The sequence below is a fragment of the Streptomyces sp. OZ13 genome, assembly GCF_052068155.1.
In the GTDB taxonomy this organism is placed as follows: Bacteria; Actinomycetota; Actinomycetes; order Streptomycetales; family Streptomycetaceae; genus Streptomyces.
Window position 1 is genome coordinate 40,110 of sequence record NZ_JBQHCZ010000026.1, and the last position, 21,982, is coordinate 62,091.

Sequence of the window (21,982 nt, forward strand, 5' to 3'; positions counted from 1 at the left end):
AGTCAGTCACCAGGTGGGGCCCCGTTCGACGTCTTCCGCATACGGCAGAACTTCTTCCGGCGCTACCGCCCCGCTTACTGGGGCCAGCAGGAAGGGGAAGGCCACAGACTGCTGGAGAGGCTGCGTGGGGAGATGGACGGGGCACGCCCATCTCCCCACGGCTGCGCCGGCTGTTGGCCGAGTGCAGTCTCACCGGCGAGAACAGCATTGCTCGATGCCAGCAGTGCGATCTTCCCCTTCCGCAGCGAACCGGATCCCTGCAGGGGAGCTGTCTGGGAAGACCGCGGCAGTACTGCTCCGACCGCTGCCGCCAGGCCGCCTACCGCCGACACAAGAAGATGTGAGAACACGAACCGGCGGGGGCACAAGCCGCTGGCCAGAGGAGGCAAAGGACCGGACCTACAGTTCCGCGGCGGCCATGCCCAACTGCCACGGCAGACAGGACCGTTTGTCCAGCGAACCGGTCCGGGCGGCGATGCGGTTGTGCCCCAGGGCCAGCACCAGCCGGCGACGGCCGGGGGAGCGGACCGGGGCGGGCACCGCCCGGCTGTGGAACTCCAGCCACTGCAGCAAAGGTTCCTTCCCCTGCCCGAAGTCGACCTCCCAGCCGTCCATCAGAGGCTGCAGGCTCGCCAGCCACCCTGCCCGCCCCGCACGGTCACGTTTCCCGGCCTGTTCGAACCGCAGCATGCTCTGCGCGAGTTCGGCCGCTTCGGGGTAGATCACCAAGGGCGCGGCTCGCATCGCCCGGGCCCCCAGCCCTGCCGACCACGCCCGCTGCACCCAGCGCGTCGTGTCCGGCATGCTCGTCCACCAGTGCACGGCGACCTGGAAGGCGTCGGCGAACAGCTCTTCACCCGCGGGCCCGAACCACCGCCCCAAGTGCTGCCGTTGCCGGTGCGCCCGGACCGTCTCCGGCATCTCTGCCAGCTCTATGAAGGCGGGCTCTTCGCTGCGGGAGTCATCCGTCCACCGAAGGTGACGCGGGCACACCCGCCAACTGTCCGGCGACATCAGCCACACCGGCTCGTCCACCCCGCGGGCCTGGGCACACAGGGCGCAGCAGCGCACGAGATGCCCTTCGAACGGCTCCCACGGCCACTTCCACACGGCCCCGCCCGTACCGGGCAGCAGGTGCCGCTCGGCGAGACTCGGCAGCGCCCGCCGCAAGACCGCCTCCGGCTGGTCCGTCAGAACAGCCAGATGGCGCAGGCCTGCAGCGTTCACATACATCTCGGTGTACTGCGGGTACTTGTCGACTCGCCCAGGATCCGCCGAGGCCTTCCCCTGGCCGACCCGGTCGAGGAACTCGTGGAGCTCGAGCCCGTTGCGGTGGGCAAGCCGGTTCACGAACGAGCCCGTCGACTCACCGACAAGATGCCGCGCCGACAGCGGCAGCGGCCAGCGCGGGCCGTACACACCAGGACCGTCCAGCACCGACCCTCCTCCACCGGATGGCATCACGGCACCCTCGCCAGCCCCGAAGCGGCCAGTCAAGAGCGCCAGCACTCGTTCAGGTGAACCCCCACAGAGCCCGCCGCACCGCCCTGACGTGCCCTTCCACCCTGTGATCAAGGGCAACCGCACAGACCATCCATCCAGGAGGGGATCGTGGCCACGCTGACCGCCAACGGTCTGAAGACCCCGCTGCGTGGACACCAAGAGATCGCCAAAGACTCCTGCGTGACCAGCTTCGCCGACGGCACACCCCGCGTCACGGTCATCATGGCCACCGGAACCGGCAAGACCCTCGTCGGCCTCAACACCGTCCAGGAAACAGCCCCGCACGGCAGGGCCCTGGTGGTCGTGCCGACGCGGAAACTGCTCGAGCAGACCGCAGCCGTCTGGCACCGCGAGGGCCGCCGCGGCCGCTACCTCGGCGTCTGCTCACTCCCCGAGCCCGAGAACCCCGCCCTGCGCGGCATCCTCACCGTGGTCAACAGCGAAGAAGAACTCGCCGCTCAGGCCGCGAGCGCCGACGGCCCGGTGAATGTGTTCAGCACCTACGACTCTCTGAAAAAGATCGAGACCGCTCACCGCTACCTCCATCTGCCGCGGTGGGACGTGCTCATCTCCGACGAGGCCCACCGCTCCGCCGGCAAAGCCTCCAAGGCCTGGGCGATGATCCACGGCAACGACGCCCTCCCCGCCCACCATCGCCTCTACATGACCGCCACCCCCCGCGTCTTCGACCACGAAGCGGTGAACAGCGGCCGCCGCCGGGCGCCCGAGTGCGAGATCGCCTCCATGGACGACCTGAGCCTGTACGGCCCCGTCGTCTACCGCATCTCCCTCGCCGAAGCGATCGACCAAGGCCTGCTGGCCGACTACGAGATCGTCGCCGTAGAGATCACCGACGAAGACCTGCGCCGCATCCTCAACCGCCACACCACCAGTACACAGACCACGGAAGGGCTCCGCGTCGCCGCCGCCCAAGTGGCACTGCTGCGCGCCCAGCACCGCTACGACCTCAGGCGCACCCTGAGCTTCCACTCCCTCGTCGCAGCCGCCACCACCTTCGCCGAAACCCTGCACGAGACCGCAGCCCTCATGCCGCCCGAGGCCCAGGCACCCCTCAAGGTCGCCACGGTCAACTCCCGCCAGAGCCCCTTCGAACGCCACCAGGCCGCCGAAGGCTTCATCACCACACCCCTGCACACCCAGCCCGCAGGCGCACCACCGCGACGGGCAGTGCTGACCAACTGCCGCTGCTACGCGGAAGGCGTCGACATTATCTAGAGGTGGTTGGAGGTGAGGGACGTTTGTTCTGCCTGTCACCTGCGGGGATGGTCTCCGACTGATGGCGGTGCGGGTGGCTTGGGTGTGGTGGTTGTGTTTGGTACGTGGAGCACTTCGTCGCGGAGCGGTCGGTCTCTCCGGCAACAGGCATAGAGCAATGGGTGGTTGCCGAGGCTGAGACCTTGGCTCTGCACCGAGAGGCAACCGCTTTTCTGGTCGCTCTACGGAGCAAGGGCCGGTCGGTCAATACCGAGCGGGCGTATGCCGGCCGGGTGGCCTTGTACCTGAACTACTGCCAAGGCCGCCGGCTTGTGTGGACGGCTCCGACTTTTCTGGGCCTTGCGGGGCTGCAGCGGTGGCTGGTGAGTGAGCCGCTGCCGGCCCGCAGCACGCGAACCGCAAGCCGTCCTCGTTTCCGTTCCCAGGGGACGGCGAACGCTGTGATGACCGTGGTCAGTAGCTTCCTGCAGTTCGGTGCTGCGCACGGCTGGGTCGCACCCGCAACGGTGGCTCTGTTGTCCGAGCCGAAGACGCTAGGGCACCTGCCCCCGGGTTACGACGTCGGTGAGGACGGGCAGTGGCGCACGGTGGACAAAGCATCGTTCCGGTTCGCGCTCACCGACCCCGGTTACCAGGACCTGAGTTCGGAGCAGATCGCCGTCATGATCTCGTCCGCACGCACGGCACGGGACCGGTTCCTGATCGCCCTGCTCGCCTGTACCGGTCTGCGGATCGGTGAGGCGCCGGGTCTGCGTCAGGAGGATCTGCACCTGCTGGCCTCCTCACGCGTACTGGGATGCGGAACCGCAGGCCCTCATCTCCACATCCGCCGACGTACCGACAACCCGAACAGGGCGATGGCCAAGTCCCGCCGGCCCCGCACCGTGCCGGTCACCGCCGACCTGGTCGCCCTCTACGCCGACTACCAGTACGAACGCGACAGCATCATCGGCGCGGCCGGCACCGGGATGGTGTTCGTCAACCTGTTCCGTCCGCCGGTGGGCCGGCCGATGTCCTACCCCAACACCAAGGACATGTTCGACCGCCTGGCCCGCACCGCCACACACGCGTTCCGGCCGCACATGCTGCGCCACTCCGCCGCGACGACCTGGCTGCGGGGCGGGGTGGACCGCGATGTCGTCCAGCGGCTCCTGGGACACGTCTCACCTTTGTCGATGGAGCGCTACCGGCACGTGGACGATGCCGAGACCCGCCAGGCCGTCGAGCATGTCCAAGCCCTGCGAGACCGCCCATGAGCCGTGTCCTGAAGCTGCCTGCGGCCGCCGGATCGCCGGACCGTTCCGGCTGGGACACCCTCGCGTGGCAGGCCTGGCTGGAAGACCGCCTCACCGAGGATTGGCGGCCGGGGGAGTGGGACGGCGGGCACTGGCTGTTCACCGGTGACCTGGCCAACCCCCGCACCTCTTCCTCTACCTGCCGGACCAGCCGCTGCCGGCAGGTCGTCATCTCGGGCAACACCTTCTGCACCCCGTGCGGCGAACACCTCAGAGCATCCGGTCTCACTGCCGGGCAGTTCGCCGCGAGCCACCGGCCCGAACGCGAACGCAGCGCCCGCGGCATGGTGACCGCCCGCTGCTCCATCACCCGCGACGATCAGCAGTGCGTGCGTCCCCGGCACTGCAAGGGCATGTGCGCCACGCACTACGGCACCTGGAAGTACCACGCGGCCAGAGGAACCGAGGAGACCTGGCTGCGCGAGACCGCCCAGCCCCATACCGAGACCGCCCCGTGCCTGGTACCCCTCTGCCCGAGCCCCGCCTACAACTCCCGCGGCCTGTGCAACTACCACGCCCGCCAGTGGAGCAAGGACAACCGCAGCCACCCCGCCGACGCCTCTCAGTGGGCACCCTCTCAGAGCCCTTACCTAGCCGCTCACCAGTTCAGCCTCCAGCTCTTGGACCAGCCGCTGCGATGCGAACTCCTCTACGCCCTGCAGCACACCGACCGCTGGACCCGCAGCCTGGAGCCCCACCGCATCCGCCACCTCGTACGCGACCTGGCGGATGCGACCACGCTGCTGGCCGACGACATCGGTCCCGACCGGTTGCGCGGCAACGACGCCGGCACCCTGCGAACGTTCACGCGCCTTCGCACCGCTGTCCGCACCGGCTTCGAGGAGTTCACCGGCACCCCCCTAGACGACCCGGACGTGCTCGACCTGCGCTTCGCCGGCCTGCGCACCGTCGCCGGCAACGCTCCTCGCCACATGCCCGGCACCGCTGACCTGCGCACCATCCACCAGCCCTGGCTACGCGATCTGCTCCGGCACTGGCTGACCACCAGTTCCCCGCGCACCGACAACTTCTCCAACACGATGCGCGCCCTGGCCATCGCCTCCCGCACCCTGGCCCAACGGCCCGGCGAAGGCCTCGACCCGGCAGCACTGGGCTTCACGGATGCCTGCGCGGTCGTCGACGCCTTCCGCACGGCACTGCGACGCGACGGCACGGCCTACCGCTCCTCCCAGCGGCGCACACTCCTGGCCTGCTTCTTCCAACTGATCGACTACGGCCGCCGCTCCGGACACCTGGACACTCTCGCGGGAGCCTTCACCCGCGACCCGGTCCAGCACCGCATCCGTCTGGAAGAGGAGGACGAGGACGCCATCGGCAAAGCCCTCCCCGAGTCGGTCATCCGACAGCTCGACACCCACCTGGACACCCTCGGCACCGGAGAAGTCCAAGGCCGCCGCGACATTCCCGCCGCCGACCTCCAACTGCTCTACCAGACCGTCTACATCCTCCTGCGGGACACCGGCCGCCGCCCGCTGGAGATCGCCTCCCTGCCCCGCGACTGCCTGGAGACCGCCCACGGGCAGACCACGCTGATCTGGAACAACCACAAACGCCGCCGCCACCGCAGACGCCTTCCCATCACCGCATCCACGGCCCAGACCATCCGCAGCTGGCAAGCCTGCCGCAGCCACCTCCAACTGCCAGGCACCGGCGACGCCTACCTCTTCCCCGCCCTCAGCGCCTACAGCAGCGCCGGCCACCTCGGCGCCAACTACATCAGCGAGACCCTGCGCACCTGGGTCGACTCCCTGCACGCCCTCCACGCAGAAGGCGTGGACGCCGGCGGCAACCCGCTGCCCTTCGACCGGACCCTCATCTACCCATACGCCTTCCGCCACTCCTACGCCCAGCGCCACGCGGACGCCGGCACCCCCGTCGACGTCCTGCGAGAGCTGATGGACCACCGCTCCATCGCCATGACACAGCGCTACTACCAGGTCTCCCTCAAACGAAAGAGCGCAGCCGTCGCGGCCCTCAGCGCCCACGTCGTCGACCGTCTCGGACACCCCGCACCCAGTTCCCCAGGCACCTATGAACTGCGCTCCGTGGCCGTGCCCTACGGCGGCTGCACCGAGCCCAGCAACGTCAAGGCCGGGGGAGAGGCTTGCCCGATCCGCTTCCAATGCGCAGGCTGCGGCTACTACCGCCCCGACCCCTCCTACCTGCCCGCCATCGAGCAGCACATCAACGAACTACGAGCCGACCGCGAAACAGCCCAGGCCATGGCCGCCGCCGACTTCGTCACCACCGCGCTCACCGCCCAGATCACCGCCTTCGAAAACGTCGTTGACCGGATGAGAACCCGCCTGGCCGCCATGCCGGCCCACGAACGCGAAGAACTCGAACACGCCAGCACTCTCCTGCGAAAGACCAGAGCAGGCAGCCGCCCCCTCCTCCCCCTCACCGTCACCACCCGAACCCACACCCCACCGTCATGAACCGACAAGGCAATCCCGCCATCCTCGCCCAGGCCCGCCGGCAGCACAGCCTCGACAAGCGCCAGCGCGTCCTGACCGCCCTGGCCACCCTCGAACGAGACGGCGAGAAGATCACCCACACCGCCGTCGCCCGCGCAGCCAACGTTTCCACCTGGCTCACCTACACCGACGGCATCCGCGAGCACATCGACGCCGCCCGACAACGACAGGCCCACACCCCGCCCCCGACACCAGGCTCCGGAACCCTTCTCACGCCCGCGGGGCTGCGCGCAGAACTTGAAACTGCCCGCCAAGAGATCAAAGATCTCCGCCAGGAACGCGACCGCCTCCGCAGCGCCATACGGCATCAGCTCGGACAGCAACTCGACACGCTCACCACACCGGACCTGGCCGGCCGCGTCGACGAACTCACTCGCCACAACCACCAGCTCGCCGACCAGCTCCAGCAGGCCATCGAGGAGAACACCGCCCTCCACACCCGCTCCACCTCCCTGGAACAGGACCTCGCTGCGGCCCGCACCAGCCTGCGCCGCATGATCCGCACCGAGAACACCGCACGATGACCTCGCCACCCGGCGACTCTGCTGGCCTGTTCGCCGCTGCGTCTCCTACCCGGCTGGATGGTCGTGCCAGTCCGGAGCGAGGAGGCCAGCGACTTGCGGGTCGGTGAACGCGGTCAGCATCGTGACCAGCAAGTACCTCCGTCAGGCCTTCCGCCCGCAGTTCCCCGCCCGCAACCTGATGGACCCCACCCCACATCTTGAAGACCCACACCGCCGTCGAGGGGCCGTCAGCACGGGGAGGGATCCTGGTGCCTTGTCGTACACCCTTGATCAACTATGCGGCTTTCAGGGGGTGTTGTCAGTGGTGCCGCCTACGCTGAACGGGAGTGGCCTGATGCCTCCCGAACGCGGACGAAGCCTGCCCCACCAGCCGGCCGAACTCGGTGTGGGACCAGGGCTGAACACGCAAGATCGAGGAGGCATGATGGGGATCGACGAGGCGTTCGACGACTTCCAGAAGAGCGTTAACGAGGACATCGGCCAGACCAGGCTCGCCCGGGATCGACGCGACCTGTTCAAGAAGGCGCTGGGCAGCGAACCCGATGTCGCCGAGGTCTTCGGCTCCGGCTCGCTGAGTCGCAGCACCCAGCTCAAGCCCATTCACGACGTCGACGTTGTTGTCGTCTACGACGCTGTCCAGCACCCGGGCTGGGGCACCCCTGGCCTCAGCGCGGAGCAGGCCCTGGACCACACCCGCGGCCAGGTCAACCGTTTGCTGGGCAAGACCAATGGCAGCCACGGCAGGGAAGTCTGGCGCGCGCTGCCGAGGAACCACGCGGTCAAGTGCTTCCTCGACGACTCTGACGACGACAGCGGCTTCACCGTTGACGTGATGCCGGCCCTCCGGCAGGCAGACGGCACCCTCCTCATCCCCGAGAAGCTGACGCAGATGTGGGTGCCTGCTCATCCTGAGCACTTGATCAACCTGGTAGCCGCACACCAAGGAGAGTGGGAGCACTTCCGCCCACTTGTTCGCGTCCTGAAGCAGTGGCGCCATGACGTTCCAGTTACGGGCCGGATCAAGTCTCTCGTCATGGAAGTCCTCGCTCTCGACTGCATGCCCACCTCCGGCAACCGCGCCAGCGGGCTGCGCAGCTTCTTCACCGCTGCCGCGGCCCGTGTCAACGAAGGTGTACGCGACCCTGCTGAACTGTGTGGTGAGATCCAACCCGACCTTGACTACGACGGCCTGCAGGCCGCGCTCGCCGAAGCCGCCGAGCTCGCCGACCGGGCCTGTGCCGCCGCCGCGGCCGGCGCCACCGACGACGCCCTGCGGCTGTGGCAGGAGATCCTGGGCGACTCCTTCCCCGCCCCGGCCAAACCCGCACGCCCCATCACCGGAGCCCCGGCCCTGATCACCGGCACGCCCGCGCTCATCACCCCCCGGCCGATCAAAGACGCACCCCAGGGATGACGAACAGCCCCGACCCTCGAAGGCCCACGCCCCCTGACCCCATCACATGGTGGGCCTGCGAGCCACGCCGCCTCGAGCGGGACCAGCTAGAGATCACCGCCGCCTTCCCCGACCTGATCTACGACGGCGAAGGCGCCGGTATATGGCACGGGACGCTACCCCTGTGGCCGTTCGACAGGCCCCAGCCCTCGCACCTCACCGACTGGATGGGAACCACAGGGCTGCGCGTAGCCATGGCCTATCGACAGGCCTACCCGATGGTGCCGCCCCACATCTTCCCCCTTGATCCGGTTCCCGAGCTGGCGGAGTGGACGCAGTCACGGTGGCACGTCAACGGTGACGGCACCCTGTGTCTTCTGCGCGCCGACGCTCTGTGGACCGGCCGCGAGTCTGTTGTCGATCTGCTTCTCAAAGCCGCTGCCTGGCGGGTGGAGTACGCGCTGATTAAGCATGGGGCGATCTCGCAGATGTCCGACTGCGGCATCGTTGAAGACGATTGTTTCGATCACTTCCTCACTCAGCCGCCACCCGCCACGGCCGGCGCCGACGACAGCCTGGCGGCTCCACCGGACACAGCACCGGACCACCACGACGCCGGGAGCGAACCTTCGTGCTGATCCTCGTTCCCCATCGCGCCGCAGCCACCATCCGCCAGGCCGGCCCCTGGGGTCTGATGACCCTGCGCGGCAACCACGAGGACCTGGCCGTCATCCGAGGGATCTCCGCTTCCGACGGCGTGATCCTCCCCGTCGACGCCTCACCGGGCCCGGCCCTGCTCGCGGCCGGCGGCGATGTCAGCCTGTCCGGCTGCTGGTACCGCGTAGCCCCCATGCTCCATCTCTACTGGCGCCAACTGAGCGGGAGGCTCGGCACGGGCATACCCCTGTCCGTGTTCCAAGAGCACCTCACCAGCGGATACAAGAACCCCGGCCCCAATCCGTACCTCGCCCTGACCTACGCACCGGATGCGAAGGAATCCTTTCCCGAGCACGAGGTGTCCGACATCGTCGCCTGGCGCATCGGACGCGACGGTGCGTACCCCCTCAACTCCCTCGTCGAGCCGACAGTCACCGGCATCGGCCAGCTCCAGGACCACTGGCCCGTCCAGGACCTTCAAGCAGCACGCGTCATGCTCATCGGCACCGGCAGCATCGGATCCGCCACTGCCCACGCCCTCGCCGGCTACGGCATTGGGCATCTCACCCTCGTCGACCCCGACCGGCTTTCCTGGCACAACCTCGTACGCCACACCACTGCCCGCCGCCACGTCGGCCGTCCCAAAGCCACCGCCCTCGCCGAAGAACTCACCCCGCTCCGCCCCGACACCACGGTCGTTCCCCTCGTCCTCGACGTCGTCGAGGATGCCGACCGGATCAGACCGCTGCTTGAAGCATGCGACCTCGTCGTCTGCACTGCCGACGGCGTCGCTGCCCGCCGTGTCACCGGCCACCTCACGCGCCGCGCCGGCATACCTGCCGTCATGGCTTGCGTCCTCCAAGACGGCGCCATCGGCGAAGTCCTGCGACTGAGACCTTGGCCCCAGCACGGGTGCCTGACCTGCCGGCGCCAGACACTCGCCGAGCAGGACGGCATCGACCCCGAACCCGCACTCGACGCCGGATACGGCACCGGAACCAGACACCTGCCGATGACCGCAGTCGGCCCCGATCTCCACCTCGTTGCTCACCTCGCCGCCAAGACCGCTGTCGCCACCCTCCTCGAGCGCTGCGGGCACCCCGACCAGCGGGTCCCCGGCGAACACGCACTCATCAGCCTGCGCCGACAGCCCGACTGCGCACCGCCCTTCGACCTGACCCGCACCGGCGAGATGCGATGGCTCCCCGCCACATTTCCACGCCCCGGATGCCCCACCTGCGAATCCCCATGACCCCGCGCCCCGTCACCGCCGTACACCTCACCCCACAAGCCGCCCACGTCATCACCCACGAGGTCCGAACCGCCGATCCCACCAGGGAAACCGGAGGCATCCTGCTGGGACACCACATCCACGACACGGTGATCGTCCGACACGCTGGAACACCCGGACCCGACGCGGTCCAGACCCCCACCTACTTCCTACGCGACCTGGCCCACACCCAGACCTTGGCCGATCAGGCCTACGCCCAAGACCACAGCGTCTGGATCGGCGAATGGCACACCCACCCCACCAGCCACCCCGTCCCCAGCGCCCGCGACGGAGCCACCTACCACCAACTCCTCAACGACCCCGAACTCGCGTTCCACAGCTTCATCGCCGTCATCCTCAGCCTCCGCGCACGGCACTGGGACATGACTGCCTGGACCTGCCACGACAACGCAATCACCCAGGTCGCCGTACATGGACAGCCGAACCAGCCAGGGCACCAGTAACGGCCCTATACCCGCGCGACGCACACAGAACAGCGCCACACCGCCCCCTCGCCCAGGAGAGCGCCCCATGGAACCTCTGCCAGCCCCGAGTCCCACCAGCGTCAGAATCACCGGCGACCACTACCAGTGGCTCATCGCCTGGGCCGGTTGTCTTACCCTCCTGCGCGAGAACGCCATCCACGCCGCCAATCCCGTCATCTCGGTCGGCGTCGAAGCCGACGACGCAGGCAACCTCGACGATGTCGTCCTGCTGCGCCGCACCCCGCCCCACACCTACACCCAGGTCAAATACACCGTCAGCAGCTCCACACCCGTCAATGAGGAGTACCTGACCAAACCGAGTCCCACCGGCGGCCCGTCCATCCTGAAGAAGATCGCCAGGACATGGCGCACGCTCACCGCCGACGGCATCGCCGTGGACCTCGCACTCATCACCAACCGCGCGCCCGACCCGAGCGACCCCCTGATCGCCGTGCGCGACGCCCGCACCCAGCTGCTCCTGCCCAAGGCAGTCGAGGGCACAGAGAGATCGAAAATCGGCAAGGCACGAGCCCGCTGGGCCGAGGACGCCGGGCTGAGCGAGACCGAACTCCACGACCTCCTCTCACACCTGCGCTTCGACCTGTCCCGAGAACTGCCCCACTTGCAGGAACAACTGCAGCTCCTCATGGCCGCTTCCGGCCTTCGGTACGACGGCCAAGCGGTCGACGACGGCGCCAACTGGGTCGCGCAACAGGTCCGGAACGGCCACCGGACGATCACCCTCGATATGGCCAGAGCAGCGGTCGACACTCTCAATCTGAAGACCGGACCCGCCCGCGCGGTCCTGTCGATCGCCACCCTCAAGCCTGACCCCGTGGCAGGCGAGGCGGACCACACCATTGACTGGGTCGATCGGTTCGAGACTTCCTCCGAATTCACCAAGCGCCGCCCGCTGACACCCTCCACCTGGGCACAGCTCCAGGAAGACATCGAAGCTGCCCCCGCACACCTCCACGGCAGCACAGCCATCTCCGTGACAGGAAGCCTGCGCCTGGCGCCTGCTTTCCTGACAGGCACCGCCTTCCGCATGGTCACCGGAGCCGACCTCGCCGTTCTCCAACGCGGACAACTGTGGTCCACCAGCGACACATACGACACCAACTGCGACCCCACCGTCGAGGAACACGACGTCGATCAAGGCGAGGATCTAGCCGTTGGCATCAACGTGACCGTGAGACCGCAGGACTTCACCAAAGACGTTCTCGACCACCTCCGAGAACAGAACACTCCCGCATCCAAACTCCTCATACTCACCCCGCCGGCAGGACCCAAGGACGGCTCCGTCCCCGACAGCCAGGCTGCCAACGCCCTCGCCGTCGGAATCCGCGACACCCTCCGCCGGGCCACCCGAACCACCCCCCAAATCCACCTCTTTCTCGCATGCCCGATGGGACTCGCCGTCCTCCTCGGCCACCGCTGGAACCGACTGCGACGCACCGTGGTGTACGAGGACGTCCGTACGGCCCAGGGCTACGAGGCGGCCTTCACCATCGAGGCCTGACGGCGGCTTCGGCTGGGTGAACGGCAAGTTACAGCGTCTCCGGCCTGGAGCCCCAGGTTGTAGCGGAAGATAGAGGGCGCATCGTCATCGGGAATGGTGCACGGGCAGTGGGGGAGGTCTGGGTGCGGTTAGAGGTGCACGTGGAGTCGGGTGCGGGGGAGCTGCGCTCGTTGCAGGGCTGGTTGCGGTCGGATCCTGATGTGCGCAGGTCTGCTGCGGCCGTGGTGCGGGGGAGTACGCCGCGGCCGGGGGAGATGGGCACCGCACTGGATGTGCTGCAGCTGGTGACGGGCAACGGGTGGAGCGCGGCGTCGTTCGTGCTGGCGTTGGTGGCGTGGCGGCAGACCCGGCCGCAGCGGCCGCGGGTGGAGATCCGCCGGGGTGACACGGCCATCGTCCTCACGGACTGCACGCCCGAGGAGATCGAGCGGGCGACCAGAGCGCTGGACGCCGCCGCGGACGAGGGCCGGGACTCGTGAGTGTCCTGCCCGATCCGGGTGCCTCACGGGCAGTTCTGATCGGCACCAGCCGCTACGACCACCTCGAGCAGTTGCCGGCCGTCTCGAACAACCTGAACGCCCTTGCCGACCTCCTGACCGGTCCGCTGTCTCTGCGCATGCCCGCCCCGCACGTGACCGTTGTCGAGAACCCACCCGACCCGGCTACCGTGATGGAACCGCTGCGCCAGGCGGCCGAGGAGGCCACCGACACTCTGATCGTCTACTACGCCGGCCACGGCCTCGTCGACACTCACGACGCGCTCACGCTCGCCCTGCCGCACACACAACCCGACCGGGTCGAGACCTGCTTGAACTATGACTGGCTGCGCCAGATCCTTCTGGGTTCGCCCGCGGAGCGGCACATCGTCCTCCTCGACTGCTGCTACAGCGGCCTGGCCCTCGGCAGGATGAGCGCCTCGGAGGGACTCGCCGACCAGGCCGCGGTGGAAGGCACCTTCCTGCTCGCCGCCTCCGCCGAGACCCGCACCGCCCTGGCACCGGTCGGCGACACCCACACAGCCTTCACCGGCGCCCTCCTCGACACGCTGCTCCACGGCATCACCGGCGGCCCGCCGCTGCTCGACCTGGAAACCGTCTACCGACACCTGCGCCTGACCCTGGAAGCGCGGGGACATCCCGTTCCCCAGGCAAGGAACCGCAACAGCGGCGCCCGGGTGGCGCTCGCCCGCAACCATGCAGACCTTCCCGCCGCCCGGGTCACCGCCGCGGCCGGCCCTGAGCCCGACAATCGCCCCTGGCCCGACCCCGCCTCGATCCGCACCGTCACCGGCTTCTTCACAAATCTCGCGGCCGTGCGGGAGGCCAGCGGCCTGACCCAGCAGGAGGTCAGCCGCCGCTCAGCCGGACGCATCTCGACAGGAAGCCTCAGCAGACTGGTCAACCGCGATACGCTCCCCGCCACCTGGGCCACTGCAGCCGCCTACCTGTCCGCATGCGGCGTCCCCGACGACCAGATCCGCCAATGGCACAGTGCCTGGCAGGAGTTGCGCCGAGATGCCGCCACGACGCAAGAGGCGCGCGTCGCAGCGCCCCTTGGCGACGCCGCTGAGTCCGGAAAGGCCCGAGGGCGACTTTCCAACTTGTGGCGCGGCCGCGGTCACTGACCAGGGTCAGCCGGGGCCGAGGCTCCCGATGGGCGGGGCTGAGGAGTCTTCTCCGTGCTTCCGGAGTCGTTCCCGACCAGGGTGTTCCACCCGGCGATGGCCACGAGGCCGACCACCAGGATCACGCCCGTGGACGGCTTCTTCCACCGGCTGGAGGCCGACGAGGGCTTCACGTGATGTCCTGCCCGGTAGTACCCCTTGCGCTGTGCCACAGCTCCCCATCCCCCGAACCCGTCGCCCGACTGTCACAGCAAGTCTTCCAGCGGTGCTCCGACCCTGGTTTTGAACGGCCGAGCACGTCCGAATCCTTCCACTTGGGCAGGCCGAAAACACGGTCCCGACAACACCGGTGCGGCTCCGCTTTCGCCCATGACGCACCCGCCCGTCACCTGGACTGGGAACTCGCTCGTACCGGCAGCTGCGCGCGGAACTCGATGACCGTCAGGGATCGAAGTCTGCGCCAGGAGCGGGACCGCTGGACAGCGCCGTGGGGCATCGCCTCAGAGGTCGTTCTCTTTCCGAACCCCATGCGCGGTGGCCACGCCCACGAGTTCCACGGCGCCTGACGTCCAAGAGGGCGGTGGGGCCGGGCGCAGCACGTGGCACCCGGCGCTCGCCGCCGGTCAGCCGATCAGCTTGTGCAGCACGGGAACGCTGCCTCCAGCGGCCACCAGGCCCGTCGCGACGGCCGCGGGCACGGACTTGTCGTGGAGGAACATGAGTCCGCCCATGACGAGGCCGATGATGACGGCCGCCAGAACACGACGGCGGCGTGCACCGACAGTAGCGGGGCCTCCAACGGCAGCCCCGAGCTGGGCGGGCCGGGCGGGTACGGGGGAGTGCGGGTGCGGGTCCCGAGCCATCGGGAGTCTCCTACGAGGCGGAGGAACAGAGACGGCGGACACCTGCGTGGTGTCGTCCGCGTGGGGGTGGCGCGCGCCTCGCGGTCGGCGGTCCTGCTGCTCTCTGCCTGAGAGCGTCCCTGCGGGGCTTCTGCCCGAGCCCAGGGTGGCGTGTTCAGCGTAGCGGCGATCGGCGCGGGTGTTGCCCTGGGTGCTCTGGCGGGTGGTCATCGGTACTGCCTCCGGGGTGAGTTCGGCTGAGCGAGCGGGACAGTGACAGGACTCAGGTGCTTGCGTCTCGTCCTGGCGGGCACGGCTCCTTCACCCCGCAGGGCCGGAAGCTGGGACCCGGACAGCAACGGCCGGGAGAAAAGATCCCGGGCATGACGAAGGCCCGGACACCTGGTCCGGGCCTTGCGCTGTCGAAGTCCTCTAGCGGGTCGAACGCCAGTAAGGGAGTCGGAGACCTACCGTCTACTCGTGCCCTCCCGGGGAGCGGTTGGTGCCCCAGTTCGGGTCGCGTGCGGGTGCCGGCGCCCGCGTCTAGGTGGCCGGGGTGCGCATGATGCGCCAGCTGGTGCGCGGCACGGTGACGACGTGGACCAGGACGACGGCTTGACGGACTGCGCCGCCCTCCCATTTCGCGGAGCGCCCGTGAAAGCAACAGGATGGTGCCATGACACCAGACGAACAGCGCCGCACCTACCTTGCCCAGTTCGCGATCACCAGCCACCTCGGCGACCGGCTGACGGCGGCCAAGCGCAACGCCGAGCTGGCGGCCAGCACGCCGGATGCCGATCAGCGCCAGACAGAGTGGCGACAGGCCAGTGACCGGCTGACCCGGTGGCTCGAGGAACAGCAACTGGACGAAGACACCGTGGTGGAGGTGTCCGACGCGTTTCTGCAGGCGATGGAGGACGGCTACACGCTGGTAATGCGCACCGACGGAGGCGGAGACGCCGACACATACCTCACCCTTCGGCAGCGAGCTGCAGTAACACGTGAGTGGCTGCGCGATCAGGGCTACGGTGTTCCCGGCTACCCAAAGGAGCCGGGGCTCTGAGCAAGGTCTGGCTCCCGATATTGGCGGCAGTGGCCTGCCTGGCCCTGCTGCTCGTTCCCGGCGGACGACGTCCTCACGTGCGAGCATTCAGCTACGGAGTCGGCATCGATGTTCTATCTCAGTGGTGTAAATGAAGCCGCAGCGCTGGCACTCTTGCAGCCCATCGACCACGTCTGCACAACGGAAGCAGAAGTCGATAGGTGTCTCTGGAGCGGCAGCGGTCCGCGCCCCTCGCACTAGGCTGTTTATTGCGCAGACGGGACAGCGGTTCGGGGCGTCACCGTCGTACGAGGCATCAGGAGCAGCGCGGTCGAGAACGCGGACGGTGTAGCCCAGAGCCAGGCCCTGAGGGGCGTAACCCTCGACGCAGAGGTGGCAGTACATGGGGAAGAGGATGGCGTCCGACTGGCACCACTTCGGCACGCCTTTGATCACGGTCGGAGTGAGGGCGAACTGCTGGCACTGTGGGCATTGGAGGGTACGCGCTCTGACGGGTCCCAGCACCGGAGCGAGGTCCTTCATGCGCTCTGCTACATAGCCCTGGATCGTACGGACCCCTCCGCGGATCCGGTCCATGTCGATCTCCGCGTGGTGTCGTTCCTCTTCATCCGTGATGCGCTCCAAAATGTGCTCACCGACGAAACCGATGAGGAAGTTCAGCACTTGGGCAGTGGTGCTTTCCACCTTGCCAGCATTGGCGTTCTCGCCGAACAAGCCATAGTGCTGCAGAGCGTTGCGGCGTTTGGCCAGGTCGGAGAGGGCATCCTTTTCACTCTGGCTGAATCTGATACCCGCAAGGTTGGTCAGCCGTTTACGCGTCTCTTCCGGAGAGCAACTGTTCAGTGTTCCGTTCTCAAGTGCTTCTCGCGTAGCGTCCCCGGGGTTGGCGAACACCAGAGACCAGTGCACCATTTGCAGACGCGCCTTCAGAAGCACTTCTGCACCCGCAGCCAGGTGCAGCACGGCGTACTTCATGGCTCTTGCACTCGGTTCACTTCCACCCTCCAGGTGCTCTGCCACGCTGACCAAGTAGTCCAGACCATTCCTGACGGGTGGAAAGTGCACATCACCTGCGAGCTCCGCTTGGCGCACCTGGTAGTAGGACCCGTTATGTTCCACCAAGCGCTGATCCACTGACTGCGATATCTCCTCAGGTTCATGACTCGACGCATCATCGAGAAATTGCTCATGCATGGGGATCCTTCAGGGCGAGTGAATCTTGGCGGAGGATCTTCTCACGCACACGGTCCCGCTGTGTGCCTCCTGGAGGGTTACCAGGGCTGTCGCCTCCTATCCGCGGTCAGCGCGACTGGATCCAGAGGCCGCCGTACGCGACGACGGCGCCGCCGACCGCGGTGGCGGCCCCGCGGAGCAGATGCAGGCCGGCCTCATTGCGGAGCCGCCGGGCGCTCTTGGCCCACCGGGTCCTCGACGATCCGCCATCCGGCTTTGGGAGGGGTTCCGGGTCCGGGCTGTTGCCCATACGCTCGTCCTTGGACATGAGCTTCTCCTTCGTCGGGGATGTTCGGTTCTCTGCAGACGGCTCCCTGCCCACCAGGGGGCCGTCGCCGTTTCCGGTGACGGCACTGCCGTTGTCCGCCTGTTGAGACACCACTGCGTCCCGTGGGGCGGCTGACGCCAACGAAAGCACCCCGAATAGCGCCCTGACCAGCGAAAACAGTGCTTTGCTTAAGAAAGTTCTTCTGTGCTTTCACGCGGCAAACCACGCAGAGGTGTGTCTTCCCGAGGCTTTGACGGGGTCTTGTTGGGCGATGGTGGTCCCTTCTTGCTTTTGATGGGTGTCATGCCTGGTCCAAGCTAGGCTGTTCAGGTTCAAATAGGCCGTAGCGAGCGGGAGTTAGGCATGCCCCAGATTCTGCGAATGCCGAGCGAGGATGAGCTCCCGCGCGGGCCTAAGAGGACCTTCGTGAGTGAGATGTTCACCTACTTCCGCGCAGCAGGGCGCCCCTCACCGGCCAGCATCGCGGCAGCCGCCTCTCAAGGGCCTCAGCCCGACCGCGTAGTGGTGAGCCGTGAGACGGTCCGCAGGCTCCTCAAAGGCGAGACCACCAGCACCTGGCCCAAGGTGAAAGTGGTGCACGAGGTTCTCTGCCGTATGGCAGACCGTGACCCAACGTGGAGAAGGTTCGCTGACTCCTCCGACTACGACGAGGACAACGACACCCGCACGCTTCGTGAGTACATCCGCGATCTGTGGAACGACGCTGTTGATGGTGTCGAAGTTGATGACGGTCCCCCTCAGCTTGCTCCGGTTCCGGAGCCGACACCGACACCGACGCCCGCCCCGACGGGGGGCTGGGGAGGCAAAGCGCCCTCAGGGGGGTGGGGCCCTCCGCAGCAGCCGCTGGATGATCCTTGGGCCACCGGAACGCCGCAAAAGAAGACCAGCAGTCAGCAGGCGTACAGCGACGAACCTCCCTTCTGAGCGCGGACGACCGGGCATGGCCGGCATCCCTGCGACCGGGACCGCTACAGCTACGTCCAGCGCATTCCGATCGTGGACAGATGCTCCACGCGCTCCGGGGTGAGCGTCGCGGCCCTGCTCCGCTGGTTGCCGATCCACGCCCCGAGCCGGAGCTCCCGCTCCTCCTGGTCCTCACCGACGATCCGCTCGACGTGCTTCCTCGGCACGCGAAGGTGCCCCTCACGCTCGTAAAACTGCTTGGCGGCCGCATAGTTCATGGCCCACTTGTCGGCCTGCGTACGGCGCGGCGGCGGCTTCTCGTCCTCGGTCGCGGGCTCGATCCCGAGGACGTGTTCGCACATCCACTGCTGGACGGTTGTGAGCTGGTCCCACCCGAGCCTCACCGACTGCACCCACCGCCCCAGATCCTCGCCCTGGCGCAGGACTTCGCCCGCCGTGGTGGGCAGCGCCTCGCCCGCGTCCAGGTGCATCCGGACCAGGTGGAAGCAGCGCTGCCACTCCACCGGCCACGACGGGCACCAGGACGCGTCGACCTCCTCCAGCTGCTCCCGCCGCTCGCCCGACAGTGCCCCGGCCGACGACTCCACCGGCAGGCCCTCGGCACGCCGCCGTTCGATCTCGGCAGCCTTACGGGCGGCGGCCCGCGCGTTCTTCAACCAGATGCCCACCGCCGCGCCCTGGAACGTGGCGTCCAGCGGGGCCAGGAGGTGCCCGTGTTCGGCGGCCCACCCGCGCGCGGCGGACAGGCCCTCCTCCCACGCGACGTCGAAGTGGGACCAGATCATGCCGAGCTCCTCCAGCTGCTCGACACGGTCCTCATCCATCTCGCCGCGGGCGTAGAACCGGCGGGCGTCGGCGGTCCACTGCCCCAGCGGGAAGCCGGCGAGCGAGGCCGGCCACCCCTCGCCTTCCGCCTCCTGGTCATCGACGGCAGGCACGCGGAACGTGAACGGCACGCGGAGGTCACCGTGTTCGCGGGCGTAGATGACGGCGGCCTCCACGCCGCGCCGCCAGTGCTCGTGTTCGGGGTTGAGGACGCGCAGGTTGATGAACGCCGCCAGGGCGGCCGGGTCGCGCGGTGTGGAGAACTTCAGCAACTCCCGGGCCGGCACCGACAGCCCACGTTCACCGCCCTCGCCCCGCTCGCCTTCCTCGCTCCCAGAACGGGTCTGTACGCCCCGCACTCGGCTCTGCGCCTGCTGTTCGGCCAGCTGCTCCACCACGCGGGCGTCGTGCGCGCGCAGCGCCTCCAGGAGCTTGGCCAAGCCGCCGTACGCCCGGGAGGTGAGCATGTTGTCCGCCGTCTCGCCCGGCCCGAGCAGGACCGGCACGACCAGGCTGGCCATCTTCCCCTCGCCCGGCTGCATCCGCAGCGCCCTGCCCACCGCCTGGACCAGGTCCGGCATCGAGCCGCGCACATCCGCCCAGTACACGGAGTCGCATTTTTTGGTGTCGACCCCCTCGCCCAAGACCTTCACCGAGCACAGGACGCACTTCTCCACGACGGTGCCGTCCGTGGCGATCCCGGCGGCGAACTCGCCCAGTAGACGCCGACGGTGGAGTGGCTTGTGGTCCCCGCAGAGCCAGTCCGCCCAGATCGTGGCCGGGTACAGCTCGGGGTCGCTGGCGTGCAGCTGCGCGGCGACGTCCGGAAGGCCGGCCGCGAACGCCTCGGCTTCCTTGACGACGTGGTGGAAGACGAGCGTGCGCCGCAAGTTCTCCTCGGCCGAAGCCTTCACTAGGGCGGTCTGCAGGGCGGCGAGCCGGGCCCCGCGGACCTCTGCCGAGCGGCCTTCGGCGCCCAGGAGCTGCGCGGCCTGGAGCGCGGTGTCGGTGACGTCCACGCATACGACCTGGTAGGGGGCACAGATTCCACGGTCGATGGCCTCCGAGAGCGTCAAAGTGAACGCCCTGCTGCCGAAGGGGCCGTCGGGGTCGTCTCCCATGCTCGCGACCAGCTCGCCGGGTGTGCCAGCCTCGTCCTCGTCCCCGAGCTGCCATAGCCGGGGCGTGGCCGTCATGTACAGACGGCGCAGGGACGGGATCTTCTGGTTGTCGTGGACGACCGCCCACGGCTTCCCGATCCGGCCCGAAACCCGGTGGGCTTCGTCCACGACGATCAGGTCCCAAGCCGCCAAACCCGCAGCGTGCGCCCGCTCCAGCGTGCCCAGACCGAGGCTGGCGTACGTGGCGTACACGGTGACCTTGTCCATGCCCCGGGTCCACTCCACGAGCTCGTCCACGTCTGTGGTGTTGGGGAAGGGCACCTCCTCGCCCCGCAGCGAGGACACCCCGATCATCGGCCCCCGGCGGCCCCCCTCACGCCACGCGGTCTCGGTCTGCGCCAGGAGGTCCAGCGAGGGCACGAGCACCAGCACACGGCCCGCGTGGAGCTCCTCCGCGCTGCGGACCGCCACCCGGGTCTTCCCGGACCCGGTCGCCATGATCACCTGAGTCCGTAGCCCTCGCTCGGGCACAAGCGATCTTGCAGGCAATTCGAGGGCGCGCAGGACCGCGTCAATGGCTTCTCGCTGGGCGGCCTCGCGCTGATCAGCGCGACCTGTGCTCGACATATCCGTCTGCCTTCTCCTAGGGTGCCGTCCGGTCGATTCGCGCGGCGTGAAACAAGAAACCTGCACGCAGAAGAGCTACAGGATCTACGGTTGGGCCGACTCGGTCGGTTGTTTTCCTTCCTCGCTGGAGCACCGGCAAAGCCGTGTGGCAGATCTCGGCAACTTCTCCGGAGCGGTCCGGGATGGTGGACTCTGAGTCCAGAGTTTATCCCAAGTAAAAAATGAAGCACACCAAAGTACAGAACCTCGCCCACGTGATCAAAAGCCGTGAGACTCACCTTGCTGGCAAACTAAGATGGGGCCTTGACGGCCGTTCAGGCCGTCCCCGCTCCGGATGGTCGATACTTGCTTGCCCTGACCGCCCGTCACAGCCCTTCCTTGCCGCCCCCCGATCAATAGCGCGAATCCGGGTACACGGGCCGGCATGGCACCGAAGACGGAACACCTCATGTCCCTGCGGGCCGTACGGCAGCTGCGCCGAGTCCGCACCTTCTACACAGCAGGCGTCCTGCTGTGGGCGGCCGCCGCGGCCTGGACGGGATGGACCCATCCCGGAAGCCGGCAGATGTGGGTCTCCCTACTCCTCCTTGCGGTTTTCCTCGGCCTGCTCGGCACCGCCCCCCTGTGGCTGCAGCGCCTCCAGGCCACCCAAGGACACAAGCTGGCGCATCACGCCGCACCCCGACGAGCCATCGCCCCACGCCACGCAAACGCCTGAACCCCACAAGCCCGGAGTAGCCCACCCTATAGCCAGCTTGGCCCGCGTTAGCGGGCCACAGGACTGAAGGCGAAGCCGAAAGTCCGGTCCGGGCGGGGGAGCGCAGCGGACCCGCCACGGCCGGTCTGGAGCGAAGCGGAAGACCGGCCGTGGGACGAAGTCCCGCAGCTCCGGGAGCGCAGCGAACGGAGCGTCACCCCCGCTGCGAAGCAGCGGGGGTGAGTGGGGCGCGCAGCGCCCCACAGCGCTCCCGCGGAGCGGGAGCGCAACACCCGCGCGCAGCGCGGGTGTTCGCTTGCACATCGCGCAGCGATGTGGTACCCGCTCCGCGGG

Annotated in this window: 20 protein-coding genes; 15 read left to right on the top strand and 5 right to left on the bottom strand. The window is 68.1% G+C overall.

Annotation, left to right across the window (positions count from 1 at the left end; translation table 11 throughout):
* Positions 1–399 precede the first annotated feature (399 nt).
* Positions 400–1,437 carry a TniQ family protein gene (locus tag ACTMTU_RS34775; RefSeq protein WP_441267422.1) on the bottom strand — a complete coding sequence of 346 codons (1,038 nt, stop codon included), beginning with the start codon at positions 1,435–1,437 and terminating at the stop codon, positions 400–402.
* Positions 1,438–1,611: 174 nt separating this feature from the next.
* On the opposite strand from ACTMTU_RS34775, the gene ACTMTU_RS34780 reads away from it, so the two are divergent.
* The 12 genes from ACTMTU_RS34780 (at position 1,612) to ACTMTU_RS34835 (ending at position 14,184) form a co-directional block, all read left to right on the top strand.
* On the top strand, positions 1,612–2,739 hold the full coding sequence (locus ACTMTU_RS34780; protein WP_441267423.1) for a DEAD/DEAH box helicase family protein: 1,128 nt from the start codon (positions 1,612–1,614) through the stop codon (positions 2,737–2,739).
* Positions 2,740–3,245: 506 nt separating this feature from the next.
* Positions 3,246–3,995, top strand: coding sequence for a tyrosine-type recombinase/integrase (locus ACTMTU_RS34785; RefSeq protein ID WP_441267440.1), 750 nt, complete (start codon positions 3,246–3,248; stop codon positions 3,993–3,995).
* Entirely contained in the window at positions 3,992–6,493 is a 2,502-nt protein-coding gene (locus ACTMTU_RS34790; protein WP_441267424.1) for a tyrosine-type recombinase/integrase, read from the top strand. Before ACTMTU_RS34785 ends, ACTMTU_RS34790 begins: the two co-directional genes overlap by 4 nt.
* Positions 6,490–7,056 carry a DUF6262 family protein gene (locus tag ACTMTU_RS34795; protein ID WP_441267425.1) on the top strand — a complete coding sequence of 189 codons (567 nt, stop codon included), beginning with the start codon at positions 6,490–6,492 and terminating at the stop codon, positions 7,054–7,056. Before ACTMTU_RS34790 ends, ACTMTU_RS34795 begins: the two co-directional genes overlap by 4 nt.
* A gap of 424 nt (positions 7,057–7,480) precedes the next feature.
* Positions 7,481–8,470 (top strand): hypothetical protein, encoded by a 990-nt coding sequence (locus tag ACTMTU_RS34800; protein ID WP_441267426.1) that lies wholly within the window; start codon positions 7,481–7,483, stop codon positions 8,468–8,470.
* Positions 8,467–9,087 carry a hypothetical protein gene (locus ACTMTU_RS34805; RefSeq protein WP_441267427.1) on the top strand — a complete coding sequence of 207 codons (621 nt, stop codon included), beginning with the start codon at positions 8,467–8,469 and terminating at the stop codon, positions 9,085–9,087. The genes ACTMTU_RS34800 and ACTMTU_RS34805 overlap by 4 nt, the downstream gene beginning before the upstream one ends.
* Positions 9,081–10,358, top strand: coding sequence for a HesA/MoeB/ThiF family protein (locus ACTMTU_RS34810; RefSeq protein ID WP_441267428.1), 1,278 nt, complete (start codon positions 9,081–9,083; stop codon positions 10,356–10,358). The genes ACTMTU_RS34805 and ACTMTU_RS34810 overlap by 7 nt, the downstream gene beginning before the upstream one ends.
* Positions 10,355–10,840 (top strand): Mov34/MPN/PAD-1 family protein, encoded by a 486-nt coding sequence (locus ACTMTU_RS34815; RefSeq protein WP_441267429.1) that lies wholly within the window; start codon positions 10,355–10,357, stop codon positions 10,838–10,840. The genes ACTMTU_RS34810 and ACTMTU_RS34815 overlap by 4 nt, the downstream gene beginning before the upstream one ends.
* 67 nt (positions 10,841–10,907) lie before the next feature.
* A complete protein-coding gene (locus ACTMTU_RS34820) occupies positions 10,908–12,383 on the top strand; it encodes an SAVED domain-containing protein (RefSeq protein ID WP_441267430.1) in 1,476 nt (491 codons plus the stop codon).
* A 140-nt stretch (positions 12,384–12,523) separates the two neighbouring features.
* The gene (locus tag ACTMTU_RS34825) at positions 12,524–12,862 is read left to right on the top strand and encodes an effector-associated constant component EACC1 (protein WP_441267441.1); all 339 of its coding nucleotides are present in this window, start codon (positions 12,524–12,526) and stop codon (positions 12,860–12,862) included.
* Positions 12,859–14,007 (top strand): caspase, EACC1-associated type, encoded by a 1,149-nt coding sequence (locus tag ACTMTU_RS34830; RefSeq protein WP_441267431.1) that lies wholly within the window; start codon positions 12,859–12,861, stop codon positions 14,005–14,007. The genes ACTMTU_RS34825 and ACTMTU_RS34830 overlap by 4 nt, the downstream gene beginning before the upstream one ends.
* Before the next feature lie 54 nt (positions 14,008–14,061).
* Entirely contained in the window at positions 14,062–14,184 is a 123-nt protein-coding gene (locus tag ACTMTU_RS34835) for a hypothetical protein (RefSeq protein ID WP_441267432.1), read from the top strand.
* A gap of 446 nt (positions 14,185–14,630) precedes the next feature.
* Here the strand turns inward: ACTMTU_RS34835 and ACTMTU_RS34840 are convergent, their stop codons facing one another.
* Positions 14,631–14,870, bottom strand: a complete 240-nt coding sequence (locus tag ACTMTU_RS34840; protein WP_441267433.1) for a hypothetical protein — start codon at positions 14,868–14,870, stop codon at positions 14,631–14,633.
* Between the two features lie 655 nt (positions 14,871–15,525).
* On the opposite strand from ACTMTU_RS34840, the gene ACTMTU_RS34845 reads away from it, so the two are divergent.
* A complete protein-coding gene (locus ACTMTU_RS34845; protein ID WP_441267434.1) occupies positions 15,526–15,912 on the top strand; it encodes a hypothetical protein in 387 nt (128 codons plus the stop codon).
* Between the two features lie 87 nt (positions 15,913–15,999).
* On the opposite strand, the gene ACTMTU_RS34850 is transcribed toward ACTMTU_RS34845, so the two are convergent.
* Positions 16,000–17,106, bottom strand: coding sequence for a hypothetical protein (locus ACTMTU_RS34850; RefSeq protein WP_441267435.1), 1,107 nt, complete (start codon positions 17,104–17,106; stop codon positions 16,000–16,002).
* 106 nt (positions 17,107–17,212) lie between these two features.
* Complete coding sequence (locus tag ACTMTU_RS34855; protein WP_441267436.1) at positions 17,213–17,413, bottom strand: hypothetical protein; 201 nt, start codon at positions 17,411–17,413, stop codon at positions 17,213–17,215.
* A 363-nt stretch (positions 17,414–17,776) separates the two neighbouring features.
* On the opposite strand from ACTMTU_RS34855, the gene ACTMTU_RS34860 reads away from it, so the two are divergent.
* Positions 17,777–18,358, top strand: a complete 582-nt coding sequence (locus ACTMTU_RS34860; protein ID WP_441267437.1) for a hypothetical protein — start codon at positions 17,777–17,779, stop codon at positions 18,356–18,358.
* Positions 18,359–18,408: 50 nt separating this feature from the next.
* On the opposite strand, the gene ACTMTU_RS34865 is transcribed toward ACTMTU_RS34860, so the two are convergent.
* Positions 18,409–20,931, bottom strand: a complete 2,523-nt coding sequence (locus tag ACTMTU_RS34865) for a Helicase associated domain protein (protein WP_441267438.1) — start codon at positions 20,929–20,931, stop codon at positions 18,409–18,411.
* A gap of 424 nt (positions 20,932–21,355) precedes the next feature.
* On the opposite strand from ACTMTU_RS34865, the gene ACTMTU_RS34870 reads away from it, so the two are divergent.
* Positions 21,356–21,649 carry a hypothetical protein gene (locus ACTMTU_RS34870; RefSeq protein ID WP_441267439.1) on the top strand — a complete coding sequence of 98 codons (294 nt, stop codon included), beginning with the start codon at positions 21,356–21,358 and terminating at the stop codon, positions 21,647–21,649.
* Positions 21,650–21,982 lie beyond the last annotated feature (333 nt).

Excerpts from the sequence above, each read along its gene's own strand:
- ACTMTU_RS34840 (WP_441267433.1), bottom strand. The coding sequence starts at position 14,870 with ATGGCTCGGGACCCGCACCCGCACTCCCCCGTACCCGCCCGGCCCGCC.
- ACTMTU_RS34865 (WP_441267438.1), bottom strand. The coding sequence starts at position 20,931 with ATGTCGAGCACAGGTCGCGCTGATCAGCGCGAGGCCGCCCAGCGAGAA.
- ACTMTU_RS34790 (WP_441267424.1), top strand. The coding sequence starts at position 3,992 with ATGAGCCGTGTCCTGAAGCTGCCTGCGGCCGCCGGATCGCCGGACCGT.
- ACTMTU_RS34800 (WP_441267426.1), top strand. The coding sequence starts at position 7,481 with ATGGGGATCGACGAGGCGTTCGACGACTTCCAGAAGAGCGTTAACGAG.
- ACTMTU_RS34870 (WP_441267439.1), top strand. The coding sequence starts at position 21,356 with ATGGCACCGAAGACGGAACACCTCATGTCCCTGCGGGCCGTACGGCAG.
- ACTMTU_RS34860 (WP_441267437.1), top strand. The coding sequence starts at position 17,777 with ATGCCCCAGATTCTGCGAATGCCGAGCGAGGATGAGCTCCCGCGCGGG.
- ACTMTU_RS34805 (WP_441267427.1), top strand. The coding sequence starts at position 8,467 with ATGACGAACAGCCCCGACCCTCGAAGGCCCACGCCCCCTGACCCCATC.
- ACTMTU_RS34845 (WP_441267434.1), top strand. The coding sequence starts at position 15,526 with ATGACACCAGACGAACAGCGCCGCACCTACCTTGCCCAGTTCGCGATC.
- ACTMTU_RS34795 (WP_441267425.1), top strand. The coding sequence starts at position 6,490 with ATGAACCGACAAGGCAATCCCGCCATCCTCGCCCAGGCCCGCCGGCAG.
- ACTMTU_RS34850 (WP_441267435.1), bottom strand. The coding sequence starts at position 17,106 with ATGCATGAGCAATTTCTCGATGATGCGTCGAGTCATGAACCTGAGGAG.
- ACTMTU_RS34855 (WP_441267436.1), bottom strand. The coding sequence starts at position 17,413 with ATGTCCAAGGACGAGCGTATGGGCAACAGCCCGGACCCGGAACCCCTC.
- ACTMTU_RS34820 (WP_441267430.1), top strand. The coding sequence starts at position 10,908 with ATGGAACCTCTGCCAGCCCCGAGTCCCACCAGCGTCAGAATCACCGGC.
- ACTMTU_RS34815 (WP_441267429.1), top strand. The coding sequence starts at position 10,355 with ATGACCCCGCGCCCCGTCACCGCCGTACACCTCACCCCACAAGCCGCC.